Here is an 18,654-nt window from a genome sequence, read left to right as displayed (position 1 = left end):
AAAATGATTCCTTAAGGTCTGCGGGTACATGCCGTCGTATCCGCTCCGGATAATTTTATACCTTTATTTATCCATAGTCTGTGGTAAATTTTCAGTTTTCCTTTTATAATGCGGGACGGGATTTATTTTGTAATTTTATTATTTGATGAAACAGACGTTTCAGTCTGTCTTTTTATATGGAGTACAGGTGATGATTTCAGTTGATGAGGCGTTGTCAGAAATAGTTCGAGGTGCCGATTCCGTTATTTCCGTTGAAGGTTTGAAGGCAAAGCTTGAAGAGGGCAGACCATTAAGAATCAAGCTCGGCATGGACCCGACCGCTCCGGACATTCATTTAGGTCACACCGTAATTTTAAACAAGCTCAGGGTTTTCCAGAAGCTTGGTCATGAAATCATTCTGATTATCGGTGACTTTACCGCAGCAGTGGGTGACCCTACCGGTAAGAATGCAACAAGACCTCCTCTTTCAAGAGAAAAGATTCTTGAAAATGCCAAGACCTATGCGGAACAGGCATTCAAGATCCTTGATGAAAGCAAGACCAGAATCGTATATAACTCTGAATGGCTTGAGAAGCTCGGTGCTTCCGGCATGATCAAGCTGGCTTCCCGTCAGACCGTTGCCAGAATGCTTGAACGTGACGATTTCAAGAAGAGATATGCTGCAGGTCAGTCAATTGCAATTCATGAATTTATATATCCTCTGCTTCAGGCCTATGACTCTGTTCACCTCAAGGCAGACGTGGAGCTCGGCGGTACCGATCAGAGATTCAACCTCTTAATGGGTCGCGAACTGCAGAAGGAAGAAGGTCTTAGCCAGCAGGTTGCCATCATGATGCCGCTTCTTGTCGGTCTTGACGGCGTTAAGAAGATGAGTAAGAGTGCCGGCAACTATATCGGTGTTCACGATGCTCCAAACGACATGTTCGGTAAGATTATGAGTATCAGTGATGACCTCATGTGGAATTACTATGAACTCTTAAGTGAACGTTCACTTAAGGAAATTGAAGAGTTCAAGTCAGGTATTGCCGCAGGTACCGTAAATCCTAGAGACGTGAAGATTACCCTTGCCAAGGAAATCATTACCCGCTACCACGGTGCTGAAGCCGCTGAAAATGCCCATAATGACTTCGTAACCAGATTTTCAAAGAATGCCATTCCTGAGGACATCCCTGAAGTAACTGTTTCCCTCAACGGTAACGCAACCTTACCTGTTGCCAACCTTCTGAAGGAAGCAGGTCTTGTGAACTCAACCTCAGATGCAATGCGTATGATCAAGCAGGGCGCCGTAAGGCGCGACGGCGAAGCCGTGGCTGATACAAAGCTTGCCGTCAGTGCAGGTGAGGCCGTATGGCAGGTAGGTAAGAGAAAATTCGCAAGAATTACCCTTGCCTAATTCTGAGCCTGATTGTTTTCGGGACTGAGGATTTGAATCAGGCATAGCCTCCCGGCCCCGGAAAACATAATGTCAGAGTAAAAATAAGCAGACACGTGATACAAACTGATTGCGTGTCTGTTTTTTTTGCCTTAATGCATCGGTGCAGTACTGTATAATTTAATTATGATGACATTGCTGCCTTTTGTGATTTTTATTCCCATTTATAAATTTGAAATCATAGTCATTAGGTAGGCATAATAGTGATATCCGAAGAGAGTTTTTTATTATTACGGAGAAAACATGTCAGAAAACGGCTGCAGAAGTCAGAATTCCGGCTTAAATTCAGGTGCGGATTTGAAACTGGTAAAAATAGTGGGAAGGGTGGAGCCTGAGGCAGTGAACTGCATATCCGCCGTCGGCAGGGGTGAATCATCAGAAGTTTCTCACGGCGGTGGGTTATCATCTTCGGGCAAACAGTCGGCAGAGCACTCCGTATCGGACGTTTTACCCGGGAAGGATGCGCTTCTGTTTTACGCCAGAGAGCTTGACTGTCCGCACTGCTCGGCACTTATTGTTTCAGATTTAAAGAATCTTCCGTACATTGATGATGTCTCATACAATCTTCTTACGCGAACCTTGGTTCTCATACCTAAGGAAGGCTGTTCCGTTCCCGACGATATCACTGATACAGTGAGAAAAACAGTTAACGGCTACGAACCTGACGTTACGGTTGAGCGGCTTGAAGACAGTGACGAGTCCATAACCACTGATGAAGGTGAAGGCAGGAGACTGTTCGGACTGGATTTAAGAAACAGGCTGATTGCTGGATTTGTAATTTTTGTTGCAGCCCTGCCGTTATTTTATGCCGTTCAGGACAGTATGGCCGTCAGGGTGGTGTCCTGTATCTGTTTTCTTTCCGCATATCTTCTTTCAGGTCTTGAAGTACTCACAGATGCTTTCAGAAAAATCCGGGGAAGTTTCTTCAGTGAACAGATGCTGATGACAATCGCTTCACTCGGAGCCGTGGCCATCGGGGAATATCCTGAGGCCGTGGCCGTTATGCTTTTTTATCAGATAGGCGAATATTTTCAGGAAAGGGCTGTTAACCGTTCACGTGCCTCCATTAAAGCTCTGTTGGATATCTGTCCTGACAGGGCGAATCTTGAAACTCCTGACGGAATAAGGGAAATCAGAGCTGCTGATATCCGTATAGGAGACATGGTGGTTGTGAGACCCGGCGAGAAGGTGCCGTGTGACGGTACTGTCGTTAGCGGTCATGCAGGTGTGGACACCTCGAATCTTACGGGAGAATCCGTGCCGAGATATGTTTCCTCAGGCGATGACGTATATTCCGGATTTATTTCCAAGGACGGCGTAATAACCGTAGAGGCCCGGAAAAAGGCTTCCGATTCAGCAGCATCGGAGGTTATCAGACTTGTGGAGAAGGCCGCTGAAAGAAAGTCCGCAACGGAGAATTTCATCTCGGTTTTTGCAAGATACTATACTCCGGCCGTGGTGGCTCTGGCATTGATAACAGCCCTGGTACCGCCGCTTCTGTTTGGCGGCATGTGGTCCGTTTGGATTGAAAGATCACTGATATTCCTGGTTGTTTCATGTCCGTGTGCTCTTGTCATTTCAATACCTCTTACGTATTTCAGCGGTATCGGAGCGGCTTCACGTTACGGTATCATGGTTAAGGGCAGTAACTATCTCGATGCTCTCGGCAGGACCGGAACGGTGTTTTTTGATAAAACCGGAACTCTTACCAGAGGTACTTTCAGCTTTGCGGGGGTATCCTCAAACGGCACCGTTTCCGATGAAAGAATTCTGCAGCTTGCATCTTCGGCCGAGCACGGTTCGGTTCATCCGATTGCCCGTTCCGTAACTGAGGAAGCAGAGAGAAGGGGAATAGCACCGCTTAAGGTCACTGATTTTACCGAAATTCCTGGAAAAGGCATAAAGGCCGTAATTGACGGCTGTGAGGTGCTGGTCGGAAATGACGGTCTGCTGTGTTCTGAGAACATCAGCGTTCCTGTTCCTTCCGGTTCAGGAACCGTCATTCATGTAGCTTGTGACGGTGTTTATCTTGGAACGCTGATAATTGCCGATACGGTAAAGAGTGACAGCGTTGAGACCGTCAGAAATCTGAAGAGTCTCGGCATTGAGAGCGTAATGCTGAGCGGAGATAATGAGAATATTGTGGCTTCAGTGGCCTCTGAACTGGAAATTGCTGAGTATCATTCATCGCTGTTTCCTGATGACAAGGTGTCACTCGTTGAGGAAAGACTTAAGCAGAGTCATTCTAAGGGACATGCCGTGGCATTTGTCGGAGACGGTATAAATGATGCGCCGGCGCTGGCTCTTGCAGATGTCGGCATAGCAATGGGGGCCATGGGATCCGATGCCGCCATAGAGGCCGCAGATGCGGTGATTATGAGTGATGAGCCGTCAAAGCTGGTTACCGGGATCAGAATTGCCAGAAAAACACGGACAATCGTCAAGCAGAACATTGTTCTTGCTCTGACAGTGAAGTTCCTGCTGATGATTCTGGGAGCAATGGGAGTAATAGGCATGTGGTTTGCGGTCTTTGGTGATGTGGGGGTTATGATCCTTGCCGTTCTTAATTCCATGCGTATGATTTTCAGGAGATCATCCCAAAGCGTAAACATCCCGCATAAATGATGACTAAGCCCCCGAATGTCGGGGGCTTTTTTAAGAACGGCTGTTTTGCCGCATATTGTTGAATGAATGCAATCGGTGTAGTCCGTGGCTCAGTCCTATTCCTCGCCGATTTCAATTTTATAGCAGGGCTTGTATTCGTGGGACTGCAGCTTGAAGCGCCCCTGATTAACAAAGTCTGCCAGCAGTCGGTCCATGGACTTCATGATGCCGGTATCGCCCCTGATGATGTACGGGCCGTGTTCTTCTATCTGTCTGATACCGAATTCCTTTACGTTTCCGGAAACAATACCTGAGAAGGCCTGTCTCATGACGGCCGCCAGCTGGTAAGGTTCCAGATCCCTGGATATGTTGAGATTGTGCATGTTCTCATGGGTCGGAATAAACGGAGTCTGAAGTATTTCAGGTATGTTCAGCGACCAGTTGAAGCAGTAGGAATCACCTCTGAGGGTACGGTGCTCCTTTACCATTTCCAGACAGTTTTTCACGTGAATTGCCACTTCTTCCGGATCATTGATTATGATCCTGTAGCTTCTTGTTGCCTTTTCACCGAGAGTGCTCTTTATGAAGGTGTTTATGGTATTGAAGTATTCCCTGCTTTCCTCGGATCCGGTGAGAACCACAGGTACCTGCTCGTGCCTGTTTTCAGGCAGCATCTTGATAGAGAGAACGTACAGAAGCTCTTCCACTGTCCCCGGACCTCCCGGAAATACAATGATGGCATTACCGAAGCGTACAAAGGCTTCGAGTCGTTTTTCAATGTCAGGCAGAATGACGAGATCGCTAACCATGGCATTAGGCGGTTCAGCCGCAATTATTGACGGTTCGGTCAGTCCCACAAAGCTGCAGGTGCTGGAATTCTGCTTGGTCTGCCCGAAATTGGCCCCGACCATCGGAGCTTCCATTATTCCCGGACCGCATCCCGTACATATATCCAATTTGCGCAGACCAAGCTGAATGCCTACGTTGTAGGCATAGTCATACTCCTGATCGGTAATGGAATGTCCGCCCCAGCAGACAACGGTGTTAGGATTCCTTCCGGCGTGAAGAATGTTTGCTGAACGCAGAATGTTGAAAATTATGTTGGTTATAAGCTTGCCGTGGGACAGGGAAGATTCATCCATTCCGGTAGGCAGAATATGCCTTGGTGACACCGTGCTTATTTTTATTATGTCCCTGAGCACTGCGTAGAGATTGGTCTGAATGGAGGTGATTATCTCTCCGTCCACGAATGCGGATTTGGGCGGATTTATAAGTTCAAGCTTAACACCGCGTTCGTTACGTATCACGTTAATGTCAAAATCGGCGAACTTCTCCAGAAGTTCCTTGGCATTATCTGTCTGAACACCGCTGTTAAGAACGGCGAGTGAGCAGTTCCTGTAAAGATCATACAGTTCGCCGTAGGCGTTATTGGACAAGCTTTCAGCTTCAAGCTGAGAAAGTAAAGCCATCGCGTCAGGTGGCTGAATAACGGAAATCATGTTTTACCTGCCTTTTCTGTTTATTATTCTTGTGAGTCGTTTTACCGGGGGCATTCCGTACGAACATGACGAAAAATGCCGGCAAGAGATCGGTAAACATGGAGATATATTTATAATTCTATTGGATTTCACGGGTGAATTGAGAATTTTATGGCTGAATTTTGACTGACGGCGTATTTATCCGGATATGATAACCGGTTCTGATAAATATGCCGTCAGTCGGGAACTTGTTGCCGATACAGAAAAATCAGTATCGGCAGAGGCGGCCTGCAGAAACGTCAGATTTTTTTCAGAATGCTGAATTTTCTTTTCAGTTCAGACATCATGACTGCCGTTTCCCTGTCGGCCGGTTTGTAGTGAATGTTGAGATAAAGTGCGTACATGTCGGTGAATACGGCAGCATACGGACTGTTTTTTTCCGTAAGAATACTGCTCAGATGTCCGTACGTATGCCAGATTTCCACGGCCTGAGGCTCATTCTTCAGAATTGCCTTTACGGCTTTTCTCATGATAATGAGTTCAGGAGCCATTCTGATGCGCTTTTTATCTCCTGACGTAAGCATGATGATTGCGACATATGCGGCAAAGGCAAAAAGAACCAGTCCGAGAACTGCGGCGATGCTTCCTTTGAACAGGCTCTGCTGTCTTTCGGAGTCGAAGTTAAGAATGAACATGGTCCATTGCATGTCCACGAATTCTCTTATTCTGCCCAGAGAGTTTAACAGACCGCCTTCTGCTCTTATGCCGTTGCTTGCTCCGATGACGGATTCTCCCTCGCTTGTGTAATTCCAGTTGGCGATGAGTGCGGTCGGATCAAATTCAATCCATTTGTGGTTCACATAGGCCTCAACCCAGGTGTGGGCATCATATTCCCTGAGTGTCACATAGTTTTCGTCAGCGTTTACTTCGCCCCCCATGTAACCTCCGACCACGCGTGACGGGATTCCGGCCATCCTCAGCATGAGTGCCATGGCGGTGGCATAGTGAACGCAGTATCCCTGTTTGCGATTAAAGAGAAAATCGTCAAGAAAGTTTGCCCTGCCGTATCTGCCGGGGGTCAGTGTGTATCTGAAGTTTCCGGAAGAAAAGAAAGTAAGAATTGCCTGAACCTTCTGCTGGTCGTTTTCTGCATCGGCGGTAATCTGTTTTACAAAGGCCTGTGTTGATTCATTGTTATATTCACTGTAGTAAAGAGTATTGTCTGCCTGTCTGGTGCCGATTCTTTCAGTCTGTGGAGATTTGTCGGGCAGGTAGGTGAAATGATAGTACTGTCTGCCTGAACTGCTGCTGCTTGTCGTGTATACGTCCGTTGACAGGTAGAATACCCTTTTCATGTTTGTGTATGAATATCTCAGAGTTGGAATGTACGGGGTTCCTGTATTCTCAAGAATGATGTCGTAGTCTGTTGTTGCGGCAACCGGCTGCGGCTGGGCTTTGCTCGTCGGCAGATATTTATATAAATCGAGTGTCTGGCGTTTCTTTCTGTCGTCGTCTCCTTCAGTCCACCCTTCGGCACTGTATTTTTCGTAAACAAGTGCTCTGAAGTATCTGGAGTTTGGAATGTTGCCGTGGAACACGATGCGGGCAACCAGTTTATCTGATTTGGACATGTCTCCAAGTCCGTCGATGTTCAGGGATGAGCTTATGCCGGTCTGGGTTTTATCCATGTTGGGAATGACCCAGAAAGCTCCGGTTCTAGGAAGAACCAGGAACATGACAATCGCGACGGGAACGGCAGGAAATATAATTTTCAGCAGAAGCCTGAGATCTTCTTTTACGGACTGCACGTGGGTAATTGAGACAAATGCCCAGATTATCATTATGCACATCACGATAATGTAGATCATTATATAGAACTGATAGTGGAATATGAGCGGAATTATGGTGAGGAACAGCAATGCGCAGCACTGAACATAAAGATCACGCTTGTTTGCATATTCCAGAAATTTAAGAGAACATCCCATCATCAGAAGACTGATGAAGCTGTCGGCAAGATTCGGGGTAACTGCGGCGCTTACCGTCAGGACAAGTATACCGATAAATGAAATAACCCTGATGTAAAATCTGTTCAGCGGCTTAATTACGTGCGTGGCACTCATGATTCTGAGTGCAATTGCGGCAATGCAGATTACAACGACACCGATATATATGTGAAATATACTCATGAGGGAGCAGGTGACGAAGATGCTGCCCATTATTATTAATGATTTATTGTCAGTAACAAGCATAAATTACCTCTGAGTTTTATGAGGTCGGCTGGTACAGTGCCAACTCTCTCAGAATTCTCTGCCGGTGCTCGGGACCTGAATCAGGAGTAATGAAAATCTCCCTGAATCTGAAGCCGAACTGAATATTTCTCTGAGACAGATCTATTACCGCATAGGTAAGCATACTGATCTGTTCCTCAAGCTCCCTGCTTTTAATGCTGGCTTCCGTGAGATACATGTCCATGGCATCATCTGCAGAAAAGTCTTTGACCATGAGTCCGCGTCCAAGGGCAAGCTGTTTCCAGTCGATAAGATTGATGGGGTCCCCCGGTGTGTACTTTTTAAGACCGGAGATCTCGTCTCGTCCCCGGCTGTTGGATGACCTGTGTTCGCTTCTTGAGGCAGAATTTATGCCCGTCTCTTTCTGGAGCATGTATTCACAGCTGATTATCTTAGGGTAGACAAGAATCATTTCCTCAAAGAAACAGTAGGAAAAACCACGGATAAGTCCAAGCGGATAGGTAGATTCCATTCTAATCACGGGAATTTCGAAATAACCGCGCCACGGACACGGGCATGTGAGCTGAGTATGGTGCCCGGACTTAACGTCTTCAATAAAAATATCCGGGCCGAGTCCGGTCATTACATGCATTTCCCTGGTGACGTGATCATGCTTCTCATTTTTCATGTAGAGGGGAATATATATGGAATCCCCTACGTGGATGTTGTTTGGCGGATCCATGTAGGATATGCTGAGCCCTTTCATGTTCTCATAGCTGTAATATACGCTGGTTATCAGAACCGAGAGCGCAAACAACGCCACGAACAGCACCAGGTTGTTTTCATAGTTCAGACCGAAGCCGATCATCACCACGCACGTGACGATAAATATTATTCCGCTCTTATTAGGCAGAAGATAAATGCGTCTTCTGGTAAGTGCGTCTCCGCTTCTTACGGCCCAACGTTTTTTGCTTGCGTAAGACATGGTTCCGAAAGTTTCCTCAGCTAAACGTTAGGATTAATCTTATGCAGTATCTTGCTGCTGAAGGTGTTGGAACTCAGGGTGGCAAGATTACCTTTTCTCAGTCTGTGCTCGGCTACGTGCGGGAATACTGTCTGAACGTCATCTGGGGCAACATAGTCACGTCCGCGGGCATAGGCATAAGCCTTGCTCACTGCAAGGAGAGCCAGTGCGGCGCGGGGAGAAAGCGGATTAGGAATGTCCGGATCCCTTCTGGTGGCTTCGCACAGATCCATGATGTAGTTTATTATGGCATCGGAAGCATAGACGTTTTCAGCTTCTTCCTGCATTTGTATGAGTCTTGTTCCATCTACCAGCGGCGCCAGATCAATAGGTTTGCTTTCCCGTTTTAGGATTCTGATTTCCTGTTCTCTTGCGGGGAATCCCAATTCGATACGCAGGGTGAATCTGTCAAGCTGTGATTCAGGGAGCGGGAATGTTCCGGCCTGATCCAGCGGGTTCTGAGTGGCTATTACGAAAAACGGCTCGTTAATTTTGTGGGTTTCTCTGTCAAAAGATACCTGATGTTCGGCCATGACTTCGAGAAGCGCGCTCTGGGTACGCGGTGAGCCTCGGTTGATTTCGTCTGCCAGCAGCATGTTGGTAAATACCGGCCCCTTGTGAAATTCAAAGACATGATTTATTTCATTGTAAATGTTGGCTCCGAGCAGGTCTCCCGGCAGCATGTCGGCGGTGAACTGTACCCGCTGACACTCAAGTCCAAGAACCTGAGACAGGGCTCTTGCAAGTGTGGTTTTGCCCATGCCCGGAAGATCTTCAATTAGCAGATGACCTTTGGCCAGGATACAGCTTAATGCCAGTGTTATCTGTTTTTCCTTATCCAGAATGACCGTGGATACGCTTTTAATGATTTCTTGACAGTTGTTTGCCATTCGGAATCTCCTGCTGTATTGATGGGCAGACGCTTGTCTTAGGTGAGGCGGCTGCATAATTGTTCTGTGATTAGAATGCTCACTGGTTTTATTATAGTGGTTATACGGGCATGGAGGAATGAATTGATGCTGATTTTGCTACATGAAAATAGTCTTTGTCGGTAAAAGTGTCAAATGCTCTTGATTAAATAGTGATGACAGAAAAAATTTTCTCCCTGAGCGGGAGAAAAATAAAAAGGATGTCTAAGAGTACGCATGATTAAGTGTATTCACGGACTTATGATAAAGTCCTGTGAATATGGTTATGCGGCAATTGAAAGATTATCAGAGGCGTAAGCAGAGTCTTCCGTTTTTTCCTCTTCATTATCTTCTACAATCGTCAGGGTAACGGCATGCAGACCGTTATCGGTCATCTGAGCTGTATATAGAACAGGCTGACCCGGTTTGAGCGTTCTGTAGCCACTCATTTCAATGGCGGTGTAGTGTACAAAAACGTCTCCGTTGCCTTCGGCCGGTACGACAAAGCCAAACCCTTTGGCATTATTAAACCATTTTACGGTACCTTTTAGCATACAGAATGCCTCCATTTAGTGTAATAAATAAAAAATACAAAATTGGAAAGTCAAAATTCAGAATAAAAGGTCGAATTATTAACACGACTGATAATATAACAAAGCAAGTAATGTGCCACTTATAATTGTTTAGGCTAAATTTGTTTCGTAAAAATTTATCGGAAAATAAAAAATTTGAAGTTCGACACGTGTGTATATCAGAAAGGGCCTGATTGGTGTTGAGTATTGGGAATTGATAGATGTATTAATGAGCGTCTAACAGCATTGGTTATATGTTTTCAGGACTACGGGATAATTTAATATTCATGAAAATTCAGAATATATGTCTGTTTATGGAGCGATGCTCACTAAAATAGTGCAAAAAATCTGTTTTAACGTAAAAAAACAGAAGAGAACATGTGTTTCATCGGAACCTTTATCTGCATTCTTTTGGGGCGTGCCTGAAATGGGAGAGCGAAGGTGTGATTGGTTACAGATATAATAAAAAAAAGAACCGCACCGTTGTTAAACGGTGCGGCCTCTGAAAATCAATGAGTCACGTATTAAGTATTTTTGGCGATGATTCTTTCCAAAGTCTTAACACGTTCTTCAAGATCGTAGACCTTTAATTCCAGAGCCTTGTCTGCAAGCATGGTTCTGGTGTTTGCGGCCTGTTCGAGAACCTTTTCTTCATTGCCGGTCTGTTCGCCCGGTACCTGAGTGCCGGTATAGGAGCCTGATAACATGCCGAACTTGGCGGCGGTTTCAACTACAGCATTAATGAAATCATCACTTCTTTCTATGATTTTCTTTTCAAGAATTCTTAAAAGTTTGTCGTCTGCACTCGAACCACTTCCTCTTGATTCATAGGTGCTGATTGAAATTGCAGCCATATCCAGATGTTCTGCTAAATTTTTGGCGGTCACAAAACCTAAGCCAAGTCTCCATCTTTTGTATAATTCCGGACTCATAATATTTCCTTTGATGTGTATTCTTTATTAGCAATCAGACTAGATAGAATAGTTAGACACTTCGGTATTATTAAGTGCACAATTCTTTAAGTAATCAACATTTTTAGCCCGCAGCATGGCCGCGTGTCTGAAAAGGTCGTTACTTTTTTCTATGTTTTTAGGAACACCTTTTCCCGTATACAGACAGTAGGCCATCAATGCACAGGCATCTCCGTAGTCTCTGTCCGTCTCAGAAGCTTTCTCAAGGTAGGACTGGAGGTGAAACACGCATTCATTGTAATCCGGTGTAATAGGGGAATTATGAACTGATGTTCTTCTCTTTTTAGTGGCGGGCGTCTTTTCAGTGTCCGCAACGTTACCGGTCCTTCCGGCTCCTTTTTTTATTATGTTTTTCTTCGCACTGACATCATCCGCATTCATTCTTCCGTAAGTTCTCGTGAAGTATTCACTGAGTGAATCACCGAAAAAATTAATTACGGCAAGGAGGTAAATGCACTCCTGATAATCGTTGCGTATGGCTCTTTCACTGAAGTACTTGGCCGCATTTACGTTGATGTTTGTCCCCAGTCCTATAAACCTCATTCTTGCGAGATGAGGCAGTGACGGCGCAAACTCGGCGCTGAGCAGCCTTTCAAAAAGGGAAAAAGCCTTGTAATATCTGCCTTTTTTCAGACATCTTACGGCTCTGAAATAATTCAGAAAAATTCTGGAAAAACGGAAGAGATCAACCCAGTAGGTGGCGAGCAGAATGCAGACGCACAGCAGACTCTTGACAAACAGGTTGTCGCTTACGTTCCCGTAAAAGCCGAAAATTGCATAAATCAATCCGAAGGACGTTAAGGTTTTTATAATAAATAAGAACATAATTTCCCCCGGAGCGTTTTATTAGCGACTGCGGAAAACAATACGACCCTTGGTTAAATCGTAAGGGGTCATCTGTACTGTAACTTTGTCGCCGGTCAGAATGCGAATGTAGTTTTTACGCATTTTTCCTGAGATGTATGCCATTACAACGTGGCCATTCTCAAGCTGTACTCTGAAAGTGGTGTTTGGGAGGGTTTCAAGCACAACCCCCTGCATTTCAATATTGTCTTCTTTGGACATGCTTATTAAACTCTTATTATTTTTTAATATTAAATAAATTATATGTGGTGGTATTTTTCAGATCAGGATGTTTTTCCTAATCAAAAATTGAGCTGAATTGTACAATCTTTTTTATAAATTTGCAAAGAAAAAAGAGAAGTATCTCTCACTAAAATCAGTTTAAATATAAAAAAATGATAATGTTTTTCAGAAAAAATTTCCGCTGTTTTTTATTATTTGGTTATATTTTAATCAATAAAGAGCCGTATTTTAAGCTTTAATCGATCGGATTCCGCCCGGTAAGGTACTGATAATCACTGTAAAATCAATGTTGTGACGCAGTGATGCGGTTCGCATCTGTTTTCTGTTGTTTTTCAAATCCGGTAACTGTCACAACCGGTATTTTTCCGGTTTTATGCACCTTGTGGTTGTATATTTTTTGAACTGCATCATAAGACACAACTACATAACTTTTAAATAACTTTCGAATAACTTATTATTATTATCTTATGTGATTAATCTCTAGTAACATTCACCGGGTGACACAAAGTGTTAGAGTAAACCGTGCGGAATAAAGTAAACTTGCATGGATAAAGGGATAATATTCGGATTTTCCGATGATTCCCTAAGCCGGACCGCTGCAGAGCAGACAGGCTGAAAAAAGGACAAAAAACGGAACGACCTGATAAAGGTTTCCGATTATAAATATAAATAATAACTGGGATGAAGCAGTGCCTTGCATGTCGGTATCAGTTCAGAGCCATATTGAGAGTTTGGAATTGCTGCGCTGGATCGAACTTTAAAAAGAGAATTACCGGTTTTTCTGAGAATCTCTGATTGGGATTACTGGGAAGGCTGTTAATTAACGGAAGAACGGAATCTTTCGTCAGGACTGCAGGTGCAGGATTTTAAGGGTGTTTGAAATGCCAAAACCAAAAATAGTAACGGCGTTAGGTATTATTGCGGTTCCGCTTGTAATACTGTATGTTTTTCTATTTGTTTTACCGGGGCTTTCCGTTATGAGGGGGACTGATTCGGTTCTGGATCGTAAGTTTACCACCGTCGATGCGGACAATAATGTCAGGGAAAAGCCTTACATCGATGAGGCCTATCTGAATGATGCCGCTCGTAATCAGATTGCCTTTCAGCAGAAAATCGCCAGAAATGACGTTTATTATCATGATCTCGACATCAGGGAAAGAATCAACAAGAATACCGAATTCTATCCGATTGAGGCTTCTGATCCTGATGAACTCCGTGAGAAGATTGTGATGTTTGCGCCGGAAAACGCTTCAACCGGTAAGAAGAGCGTGACTAAGGTAACCTATGGTGTGGATTGGAGTCTTGAGACACGTCAGGAAGAAGGTGAATGCAAATTCTATGGTGCCAATATCGTAACCAGCGTGACCATGATGGTTCCAAAGTGGGTTGGTATCGAAGGACAGTCTGATGACGTCAAGGAACAGTGGAGCTCGTTCCTCACAAGCGTTTCCAAATATGAAGCCACTCATAATCAGATTATGATTGACGTCAGCAGAGACATCGCCAACAGAATTCGTTTCATTCCGAAACAGTCTCTGTGTTCAGATCTCATTGAAAAGGTTAACGTAATCGGTAATCATGGTCTGGACCTGGCGAAGGAAAAGATGAAGAGATACCGTTACGAAACGGCCGGCGGCAGATATTTTGGAGTTAAGATGCCGGCTTTTGCCCGCAGGGATTATGTGGAATCGGTAGAAACCGAGTAATAATGCTTGGGGCTTCCGGATGGTTTCTACTGACCGGAACGTTAACTGAAAACACGGAACGCAGTAATAATAAAAAGACAGCATAAAATTACAGAGGTCTGACCGGTGAGTCCGGTCAGACCTCTGTGTTTTGTAATACGTACGTTCGGATTCTGTAAAAATTTTCTGTCGGAAACGAAAATCATGCTTTTGCGACTAATTCAGAGGACTGTCGATGAAACCTGAGAGCATTTCCCTTTTTCTGCCGAAACCTTTGCGTTTCACAAGGGTAAAGCCGGCTTCCCTTAAATTATCTCTTACCTCACGGCATACCGTGAATGTCGCAATGTTTGTTCCTTTGGAACTGAGCTCTGCAAGAATCTTCATGCTTTGAACCGACCACATGTCACAGTTGCTTTTCGGGTTGAATCCGTCAAGAAACCATGAATCTACGGGACAATCCGTACATACGGAAGAGTAGCAGTCAGTAATGTCTCCAATCATAAGCTGCAGGGTGAATTCCGGATTGATCTCATACGTATTGAGTCCTGTGAACAGTTCTTTTGATGAAAGAGCCTCAACAAGTTCCATGCTTTCCTTTCCGATGTTAGGAAAACGGGAGTGAGCTCTTTTCATTACTTCCGGGCTCAGCGGATATTTTTCCACAGAGAGAAAAGTCACGTGGGGCAGGATGATTCTGCTTCCTGAATGTTTTTCTTCTTCCTGAAGTCTTTTGTGGAAATTCATCAGTGTGAGCAGGTTCAGTCCGGTGCCGAAGCCGGTCTCTCCCACAAGGTAATCTGAGCCGGGGGATGACTCCCCGGACTGCGCCCTGTTTCTGAGACGTTCTCTTAAGTCACATCCGTCTATGAACACATGCTCTGATTCCTCCATGCCTCCGCAGTCGGAAAAGTAGACGTCGTCGAATTTCGTACTTCTCGGTTCACCGTTTTCGGTGAATTCTATCTCCGTGAATTTCACAACTTCATGAGGCAGGGGAGAGTTTATGTTTATCATTCTGTCTGCTCCTTTAAAAGAATATGCGTGATTATTGATCATTTTGCGAAAATGAAAAAGATGTCGTGAACGTAATTGCCATTTTTGGTACATGGTGTATGAACAGTATGCATACGGATGCGTATGTAACATTTTTGGAAAATGACTGCTGCCTGATGTTTATGGGCAGGAGGCGGTTTTAGATATGTGACATTGCCTTAACTGAATTTTCCCATAACCGGCAAAAATATACTATAATGTTTCCGAATGTTGAATGTCGTCAGATGTTCTTTAGTTTGTTGGACATAAGTTTTTAGCAAGGATTTTGAACCTTTGTGCAGATCGGCGGTCTTAATACCGTCAGTTATGCCTCAGGCAGAGTAGAAAATCCAAAAAAGAGATATATAAGTTATGAGAAGAGCAGTTATTACCGGTATGGGAATTGTTTCCAGTATTGGTAACAATTTGCAGAATGTTCTGCAGTCCTTAAAAACAGGAAAGTCTGGAATTTCCTTTTCCGAACAGTTTAAGGAAGCAGGTTTAAAGTCAAATGTATGGGGAGCGGTTGATCTCAATCTCGATGATCTGATTGATCGCAAGGTTAAGCGTTTCATGGGAGATGCTGCAGCCTACGCATATCTTTCCATGCAGCAGGCAATTGAAGATTCAGGATTAAGCGAATCCGAAGTTTCAAATGAACGTACCGGTCTTATCTGCGGGTCCGGCGGTGCATCAAGCAGAAATCAGGTTGAAGCATGCGATACCTTAAGAACAAAGGGTATCCGTCGAGTAGGCCCTTATCAGGTTACCAGATGCATGGGGTCCACAACCTCAGCATGTCTTGCAACTCCTTTTAAGATTAAGGGAGTTAATTACAGTATCAGTTCAGCGTGCTCTACTTCAGCACACTGCATCGGAACCGCTGCGGAACAGATTATGCTCGGAAAGCAGGATGTTGTTTTTGCAGGTGGCGGTGAAGAGCTTGACTGGAGTCTTGCCTGTCTTTTTGACGGTATGGGAGCTTTAAGCACGAAGTATAATGAAACTCCGGAAAAGGCTTCAAGAACCTATGACGCCGATCGTGACGGCTTCGTTATTGCCGGCGGTGGCGGCATGGTTGTTGTTGAAGAGCTGGAACATGCGCTTGCCAGAGGTGCGAAAATCTACGGCGAACTCGTAGGTTTCGGTGCTACCTCTGACGGCTATGACATGGTTGCTCCTTCAGGGGAAGGTGCCGTAAGATGTATGAAGCAGGCTATGGCAACTTCAAAAAATCCTGTTCAGTACATCAATACTCACGGTACTTCAACAAAGGTGGGTGATACTAAGGAACTTGAGGCAATCAGACAGACTTTCGGTGCTGATGTTCCGTTCCTCAGTGCGACTAAGGCCATGACCGGTCACAGTCTCGGTGCTGCCGGAGTGCAGGAGGCCATATACTCATTACTGATGCTTAACAATAATTTTATTGCTCCAAGCATTAACATTGAAAATCTTGATCCTTTAGCGGAAGGTCTTCCGATTGTTACTTCAGCCAAGGATATTGAGCTTGAATGCGTGATGTCTAACAGCTTTGGTTTCGGCGGAACCAATGCCTGCTTGATTTTCAATAAGTATCACGATTAACGGAATGCCGCGGTAGCGGCAGTTCAGAAATTGTTTATAAAAATCAGGGGAAATTTTTTTCTTCTGATTTTTTTATGTCGGAGAATTTAAAATGGGCGACATGATTAGACTGGATAAATGTCTGACGCTAAATTACGGTCTCAGCAGAAAAGAGGCCGGAACGGTCATTCGTAAGGGCCGGGTTTCCGTTAACGGTTCCGTCGTAAAGGATGCTGCCGCCAAGGTGAGTGCGGAAGATTCGATTGTCTGTGACGGTGACGGTCTTGAAGTGGTAACCGAGGAACGTAAAAGATATTTCCTGATAAACAAACCGAAGGGCTGCGTCTGTTCCAATGATGATCCCCAGAATCCAATTGTTCTTACGCTGCTCGAGGGGGAGGCCGGAGGTCTTTTCTGTGTCGGCAGACTGGATCTGGATACGGAAGGGCTTCTGTTCATTACCGATGACGGTGGTTGGGCGCATCGCATAACCTCACCCAAAAAGTCTCACTGTAAAACTTATGAAGTGTGGCTTGCAGAAGACTGTCCTGAAGAAAATATCAGACTCTTTGCCCAAGGCGTAATGCTGAGAGGTGAAAAGTATGCCACCCGCCCGGCGGTTCTTGAAATAATGGAGCCGAGACATGTACTGCTGACAATTACCGAAGGCAGGTATCATCAGGTTAAGAGAATGTTTGCAAGTACCGGAAACAAGGTGGTGGGATTAAAGCGTATTGCCATCGGAGACATCAGGCTTGATGATGATCTGCAGCCGGGAGAGTACAGGGAGCTGACGGCTGAAGAAATTGCAATGTTCTAGAAAAATACGGCAATAAGGCATGATTCTCAGTAATTATATCCTGTTGCTGTACAATGAGAATAGGTGTTGGTCCAGGGAGCTTATATGACTTATGTTCTTCCTATAGTCATGATTGTGATTTTTAACATAATCTATCACATTTGTTCAAAGTCGGTTCCTGTCGGTGTTAGTCCCTTTTTGTCACTTGCGGTAACGTATCTGGTGGGATTCATTCTCAGCATTATTATTTTTCTCATTACAAGAACCGGAGAGGGTGTCGTTTCCGAACTGGGCAGGGTGAACTGGGCTGCTCCGGTGCTGGGGCTCTCCGTGGTGGGGTTGGAAGCCGGTTTTATCTACGCCTATAAATACGGATGGGAAATCAGTCGGGCGTCACTCGTACAGAGTTCCTTTCTTGCAATATCCCTTATTTTTGTCGGCTTTTTTCTCTATGATGAACCTCTGACGTGGAATAAGATACTCGGTGTTCTGGTCTGTATAGCAGGTCTTGTATTAATCAATCTCTGATTAAACGTGAAACAGATGTTCAGAAATTGGGGGGCGGAAAAACAAAACCCGTGAATTATGTGCGAAGCAGGCTCTACACGCCGTCGTCAAAACATGCTTACGAATCGTGTTCAAAAACGTCGTGTCGTACGGATTAAGGCTGTCTGAACTTTTTTATTTACGCAAAAATTCTGGATCTGAAAACAAAGAAAACCGCGCCTACCATGCATATGGCAGCCCAGAGATAGTCCCAGTTCCATTTTTCTCCGAAGAGCAGAATTGACAGAGGAACGAAAACCGTAAGGGTAATGACCTCCTGAATGATTTTCAGCTGACCGACGGTTAAATATTCATGGGCATAGCGGTTTGCAGGAATCATCAGGGCGTATTCAAACAGGGCTATCATCCATGAAACCAGGATTGCCACGTAAACCGGTTTTTCTGCAAGTTTGCTTAAATGGCCGTACCATGCGATGTTCATGAAAATGTTGCTCAGTATCAGCAGACATACGCTTCCCAGTACAACCTTTATTTCCATCATGATAATTCGTTTCCTTACGGCTACCTGTGAGCCTTAACAGCTAAAAACAACCTGAGTGCCGGGGAGGATAAAGCGGTTATCCGTAAACTAGCCCCTCAACAGAACATGCATTCTATCACAAAACGTTTTCGCCGATTGCTTTTTTTACGGCGTTAAAAATCTTCAGATAAATTTGGAGAAATGTGTTGAATTTTGAAAAATTACCCCCATATAGCTAG

General features: G+C 44.8%; 16 protein-coding genes. 6 read left to right on the top strand and 10 right to left on the bottom strand.

The annotated features are described in order from the left end of the window. The first annotated feature begins 190 nt into the window (after positions 1–190). Both tyrS and QZU58_RS05350 read left to right on the top strand, forming a co-directional pair. Entirely contained in the window at positions 191–1,393 is a 1,203-nt protein-coding gene (tyrS, locus tag QZU58_RS05355) for a tyrosine--tRNA ligase (protein ID WP_294495559.1), read from the top strand. A 282-nt stretch (positions 1,394–1,675) separates the two neighbouring features. Further along, on the top strand, positions 1,676–4,057 hold the full coding sequence (locus QZU58_RS05350) for a heavy metal translocating P-type ATPase (RefSeq protein WP_294495557.1): 2,382 nt from the start codon (positions 1,676–1,678) through the stop codon (positions 4,055–4,057). 95 nt (positions 4,058–4,152) lie between these two features. Here the strand turns inward: QZU58_RS05350 and ppnN are convergent, their stop codons facing one another. From ppnN to infA, 8 genes are all read right to left on the bottom strand, one after another. Further along, a complete protein-coding gene (gene ppnN, locus QZU58_RS05345) occupies positions 4,153–5,535 on the bottom strand; it encodes a nucleotide 5'-monophosphate nucleosidase PpnN (protein ID WP_294460540.1) in 1,383 nt (460 codons plus the stop codon). Between the two features lie 278 nt (positions 5,536–5,813). Next, entirely contained in the window at positions 5,814–7,763 is a 1,950-nt protein-coding gene (locus tag QZU58_RS05340; protein WP_294495548.1) for a DUF3488 and transglutaminase-like domain-containing protein, read from the bottom strand. Between the two features lie 16 nt (positions 7,764–7,779). Further along, positions 7,780–8,727, bottom strand: coding sequence for a DUF58 domain-containing protein (locus QZU58_RS05335; protein WP_294495546.1), 948 nt, complete (start codon positions 8,725–8,727; stop codon positions 7,780–7,782). 20 nt (positions 8,728–8,747) lie between these two features. Next, complete coding sequence (locus tag QZU58_RS05330; RefSeq protein WP_294495544.1) at positions 8,748–9,656, bottom strand: MoxR family ATPase; 909 nt, start codon at positions 9,654–9,656, stop codon at positions 8,748–8,750. Positions 9,657–9,958: 302 nt separating this feature from the next. Further along, a complete protein-coding gene (locus QZU58_RS05325; protein WP_294495542.1) occupies positions 9,959–10,228 on the bottom strand; it encodes a cold shock domain-containing protein in 270 nt (89 codons plus the stop codon). 542 nt (positions 10,229–10,770) lie between these two features. Further along, positions 10,771–11,178 carry a hypothetical protein gene (locus QZU58_RS05320; protein WP_294460528.1) on the bottom strand — a complete coding sequence of 136 codons (408 nt, stop codon included), beginning with the start codon at positions 11,176–11,178 and terminating at the stop codon, positions 10,771–10,773. A gap of 39 nt (positions 11,179–11,217) precedes the next feature. Continuing rightward, a complete protein-coding gene (locus QZU58_RS05315; RefSeq protein ID WP_294460524.1) occupies positions 11,218–12,042 on the bottom strand; it encodes an SEL1-like repeat protein in 825 nt (274 codons plus the stop codon). Positions 12,043–12,063: 21 nt separating this feature from the next. Beyond that, positions 12,064–12,282 carry a translation initiation factor IF-1 gene (gene infA / locus QZU58_RS05310; protein WP_031578628.1) on the bottom strand — a complete coding sequence of 73 codons (219 nt, stop codon included), beginning with the start codon at positions 12,280–12,282 and terminating at the stop codon, positions 12,064–12,066. A gap of 902 nt (positions 12,283–13,184) precedes the next feature. On the opposite strand from infA, the gene QZU58_RS05305 reads away from it, so the two are divergent. Then, positions 13,185–14,009 carry a DUF922 domain-containing protein gene (locus QZU58_RS05305; protein ID WP_294495539.1) on the top strand — a complete coding sequence of 275 codons (825 nt, stop codon included), beginning with the start codon at positions 13,185–13,187 and terminating at the stop codon, positions 14,007–14,009. Positions 14,010–14,204: 195 nt separating this feature from the next. On the opposite strand, the gene mnmD is transcribed toward QZU58_RS05305, so the two are convergent. Beyond that, a complete protein-coding gene (mnmD, locus tag QZU58_RS05300) occupies positions 14,205–15,005 on the bottom strand; it encodes a tRNA (5-methylaminomethyl-2-thiouridine)(34)-methyltransferase MnmD (protein ID WP_294495538.1) in 801 nt (266 codons plus the stop codon). A 390-nt stretch (positions 15,006–15,395) separates the two neighbouring features. On the opposite strand from mnmD, the gene fabB reads away from it, so the two are divergent. The 3 genes from fabB to QZU58_RS05285 all read left to right on the top strand — a co-directional run bounded on the left by fabB (position 15,396) and on the right by QZU58_RS05285 (position 17,916). Further along, complete coding sequence (gene fabB, locus QZU58_RS05295; protein WP_294495536.1) at positions 15,396–16,610, top strand: beta-ketoacyl-ACP synthase I; 1,215 nt, start codon at positions 15,396–15,398, stop codon at positions 16,608–16,610. Positions 16,611–16,713: 103 nt separating this feature from the next. Further along, positions 16,714–17,409 carry a pseudouridine synthase gene (locus QZU58_RS05290; RefSeq protein WP_294495584.1) on the top strand — a complete coding sequence of 232 codons (696 nt, stop codon included), beginning with the start codon at positions 16,714–16,716 and terminating at the stop codon, positions 17,407–17,409. 84 nt (positions 17,410–17,493) lie between these two features. After that, positions 17,494–17,916: an EamA family transporter gene (locus tag QZU58_RS05285; protein WP_294495533.1), complete on the top strand. Its 423-nt coding sequence runs from the start codon at positions 17,494–17,496 to the stop codon at positions 17,914–17,916. 157 nt (positions 17,917–18,073) lie between these two features. Here QZU58_RS05285 and QZU58_RS05280 read toward each other — a convergent pair whose 3' ends face one another. Continuing rightward, positions 18,074–18,427 carry a DMT family protein gene (locus QZU58_RS05280; RefSeq protein ID WP_363174818.1) on the bottom strand — a complete coding sequence of 118 codons (354 nt, stop codon included), beginning with the start codon at positions 18,425–18,427 and terminating at the stop codon, positions 18,074–18,076. Positions 18,428–18,654 lie beyond the last annotated feature (227 nt).

Origin of the sequence: uncultured Ruminobacter sp. (assembly GCA_902764345.1) — a bacterium.
Classification (GTDB): Bacteria; Pseudomonadota; Gammaproteobacteria; order Enterobacterales; family Succinivibrionaceae; genus Ruminobacter.
The sequence above is the reverse complement of the archived record's forward strand: the minus strand, read 5'-3'. Positions and strand labels throughout refer to the sequence as shown.

Excerpts from the sequence above, each read along its gene's own strand:
- tyrS (WP_294495559.1), top strand. The coding sequence starts at position 191 with ATGATTTCAGTTGATGAGGCGTTGTCAGAAATAGTTCGAGGTGCCGAT.
- QZU58_RS05350 (WP_294495557.1), top strand. The coding sequence starts at position 1,676 with ATGTCAGAAAACGGCTGCAGAAGTCAGAATTCCGGCTTAAATTCAGGT.
- ppnN (WP_294460540.1), bottom strand. The coding sequence starts at position 5,535 with ATGATTTCCGTTATTCAGCCACCTGACGCGATGGCTTTACTTTCTCAG.
- QZU58_RS05340 (WP_294495548.1), bottom strand. The coding sequence starts at position 7,763 with ATGCTTGTTACTGACAATAAATCATTAATAATAATGGGCAGCATCTTC.
- QZU58_RS05335 (WP_294495546.1), bottom strand. The coding sequence starts at position 8,727 with ATGTCTTACGCAAGCAAAAAACGTTGGGCCGTAAGAAGCGGAGACGCA.
- QZU58_RS05330 (WP_294495544.1), bottom strand. The coding sequence starts at position 9,656 with ATGGCAAACAACTGTCAAGAAATCATTAAAAGCGTATCCACGGTCATT.
- QZU58_RS05325 (WP_294495542.1), bottom strand. The coding sequence starts at position 10,228 with ATGCTAAAAGGTACCGTAAAATGGTTTAATAATGCCAAAGGGTTTGGC.
- QZU58_RS05320 (WP_294460528.1), bottom strand. The coding sequence starts at position 11,178 with ATGAGTCCGGAATTATACAAAAGATGGAGACTTGGCTTAGGTTTTGTG.
- QZU58_RS05315 (WP_294460524.1), bottom strand. The coding sequence starts at position 12,042 with ATGTTCTTATTTATTATAAAAACCTTAACGTCCTTCGGATTGATTTAT.
- infA (WP_031578628.1), bottom strand. The coding sequence starts at position 12,282 with ATGTCCAAAGAAGACAATATTGAAATGCAGGGGGTTGTGCTTGAAACC.
- QZU58_RS05305 (WP_294495539.1), top strand. The coding sequence starts at position 13,185 with ATGCCAAAACCAAAAATAGTAACGGCGTTAGGTATTATTGCGGTTCCG.
- mnmD (WP_294495538.1), bottom strand. The coding sequence starts at position 15,005 with ATGATAAACATAAACTCTCCCCTGCCTCATGAAGTTGTGAAATTCACG.
- fabB (WP_294495536.1), top strand. The coding sequence starts at position 15,396 with ATGAGAAGAGCAGTTATTACCGGTATGGGAATTGTTTCCAGTATTGGT.
- QZU58_RS05285 (WP_294495533.1), top strand. The coding sequence starts at position 17,494 with ATGACTTATGTTCTTCCTATAGTCATGATTGTGATTTTTAACATAATC.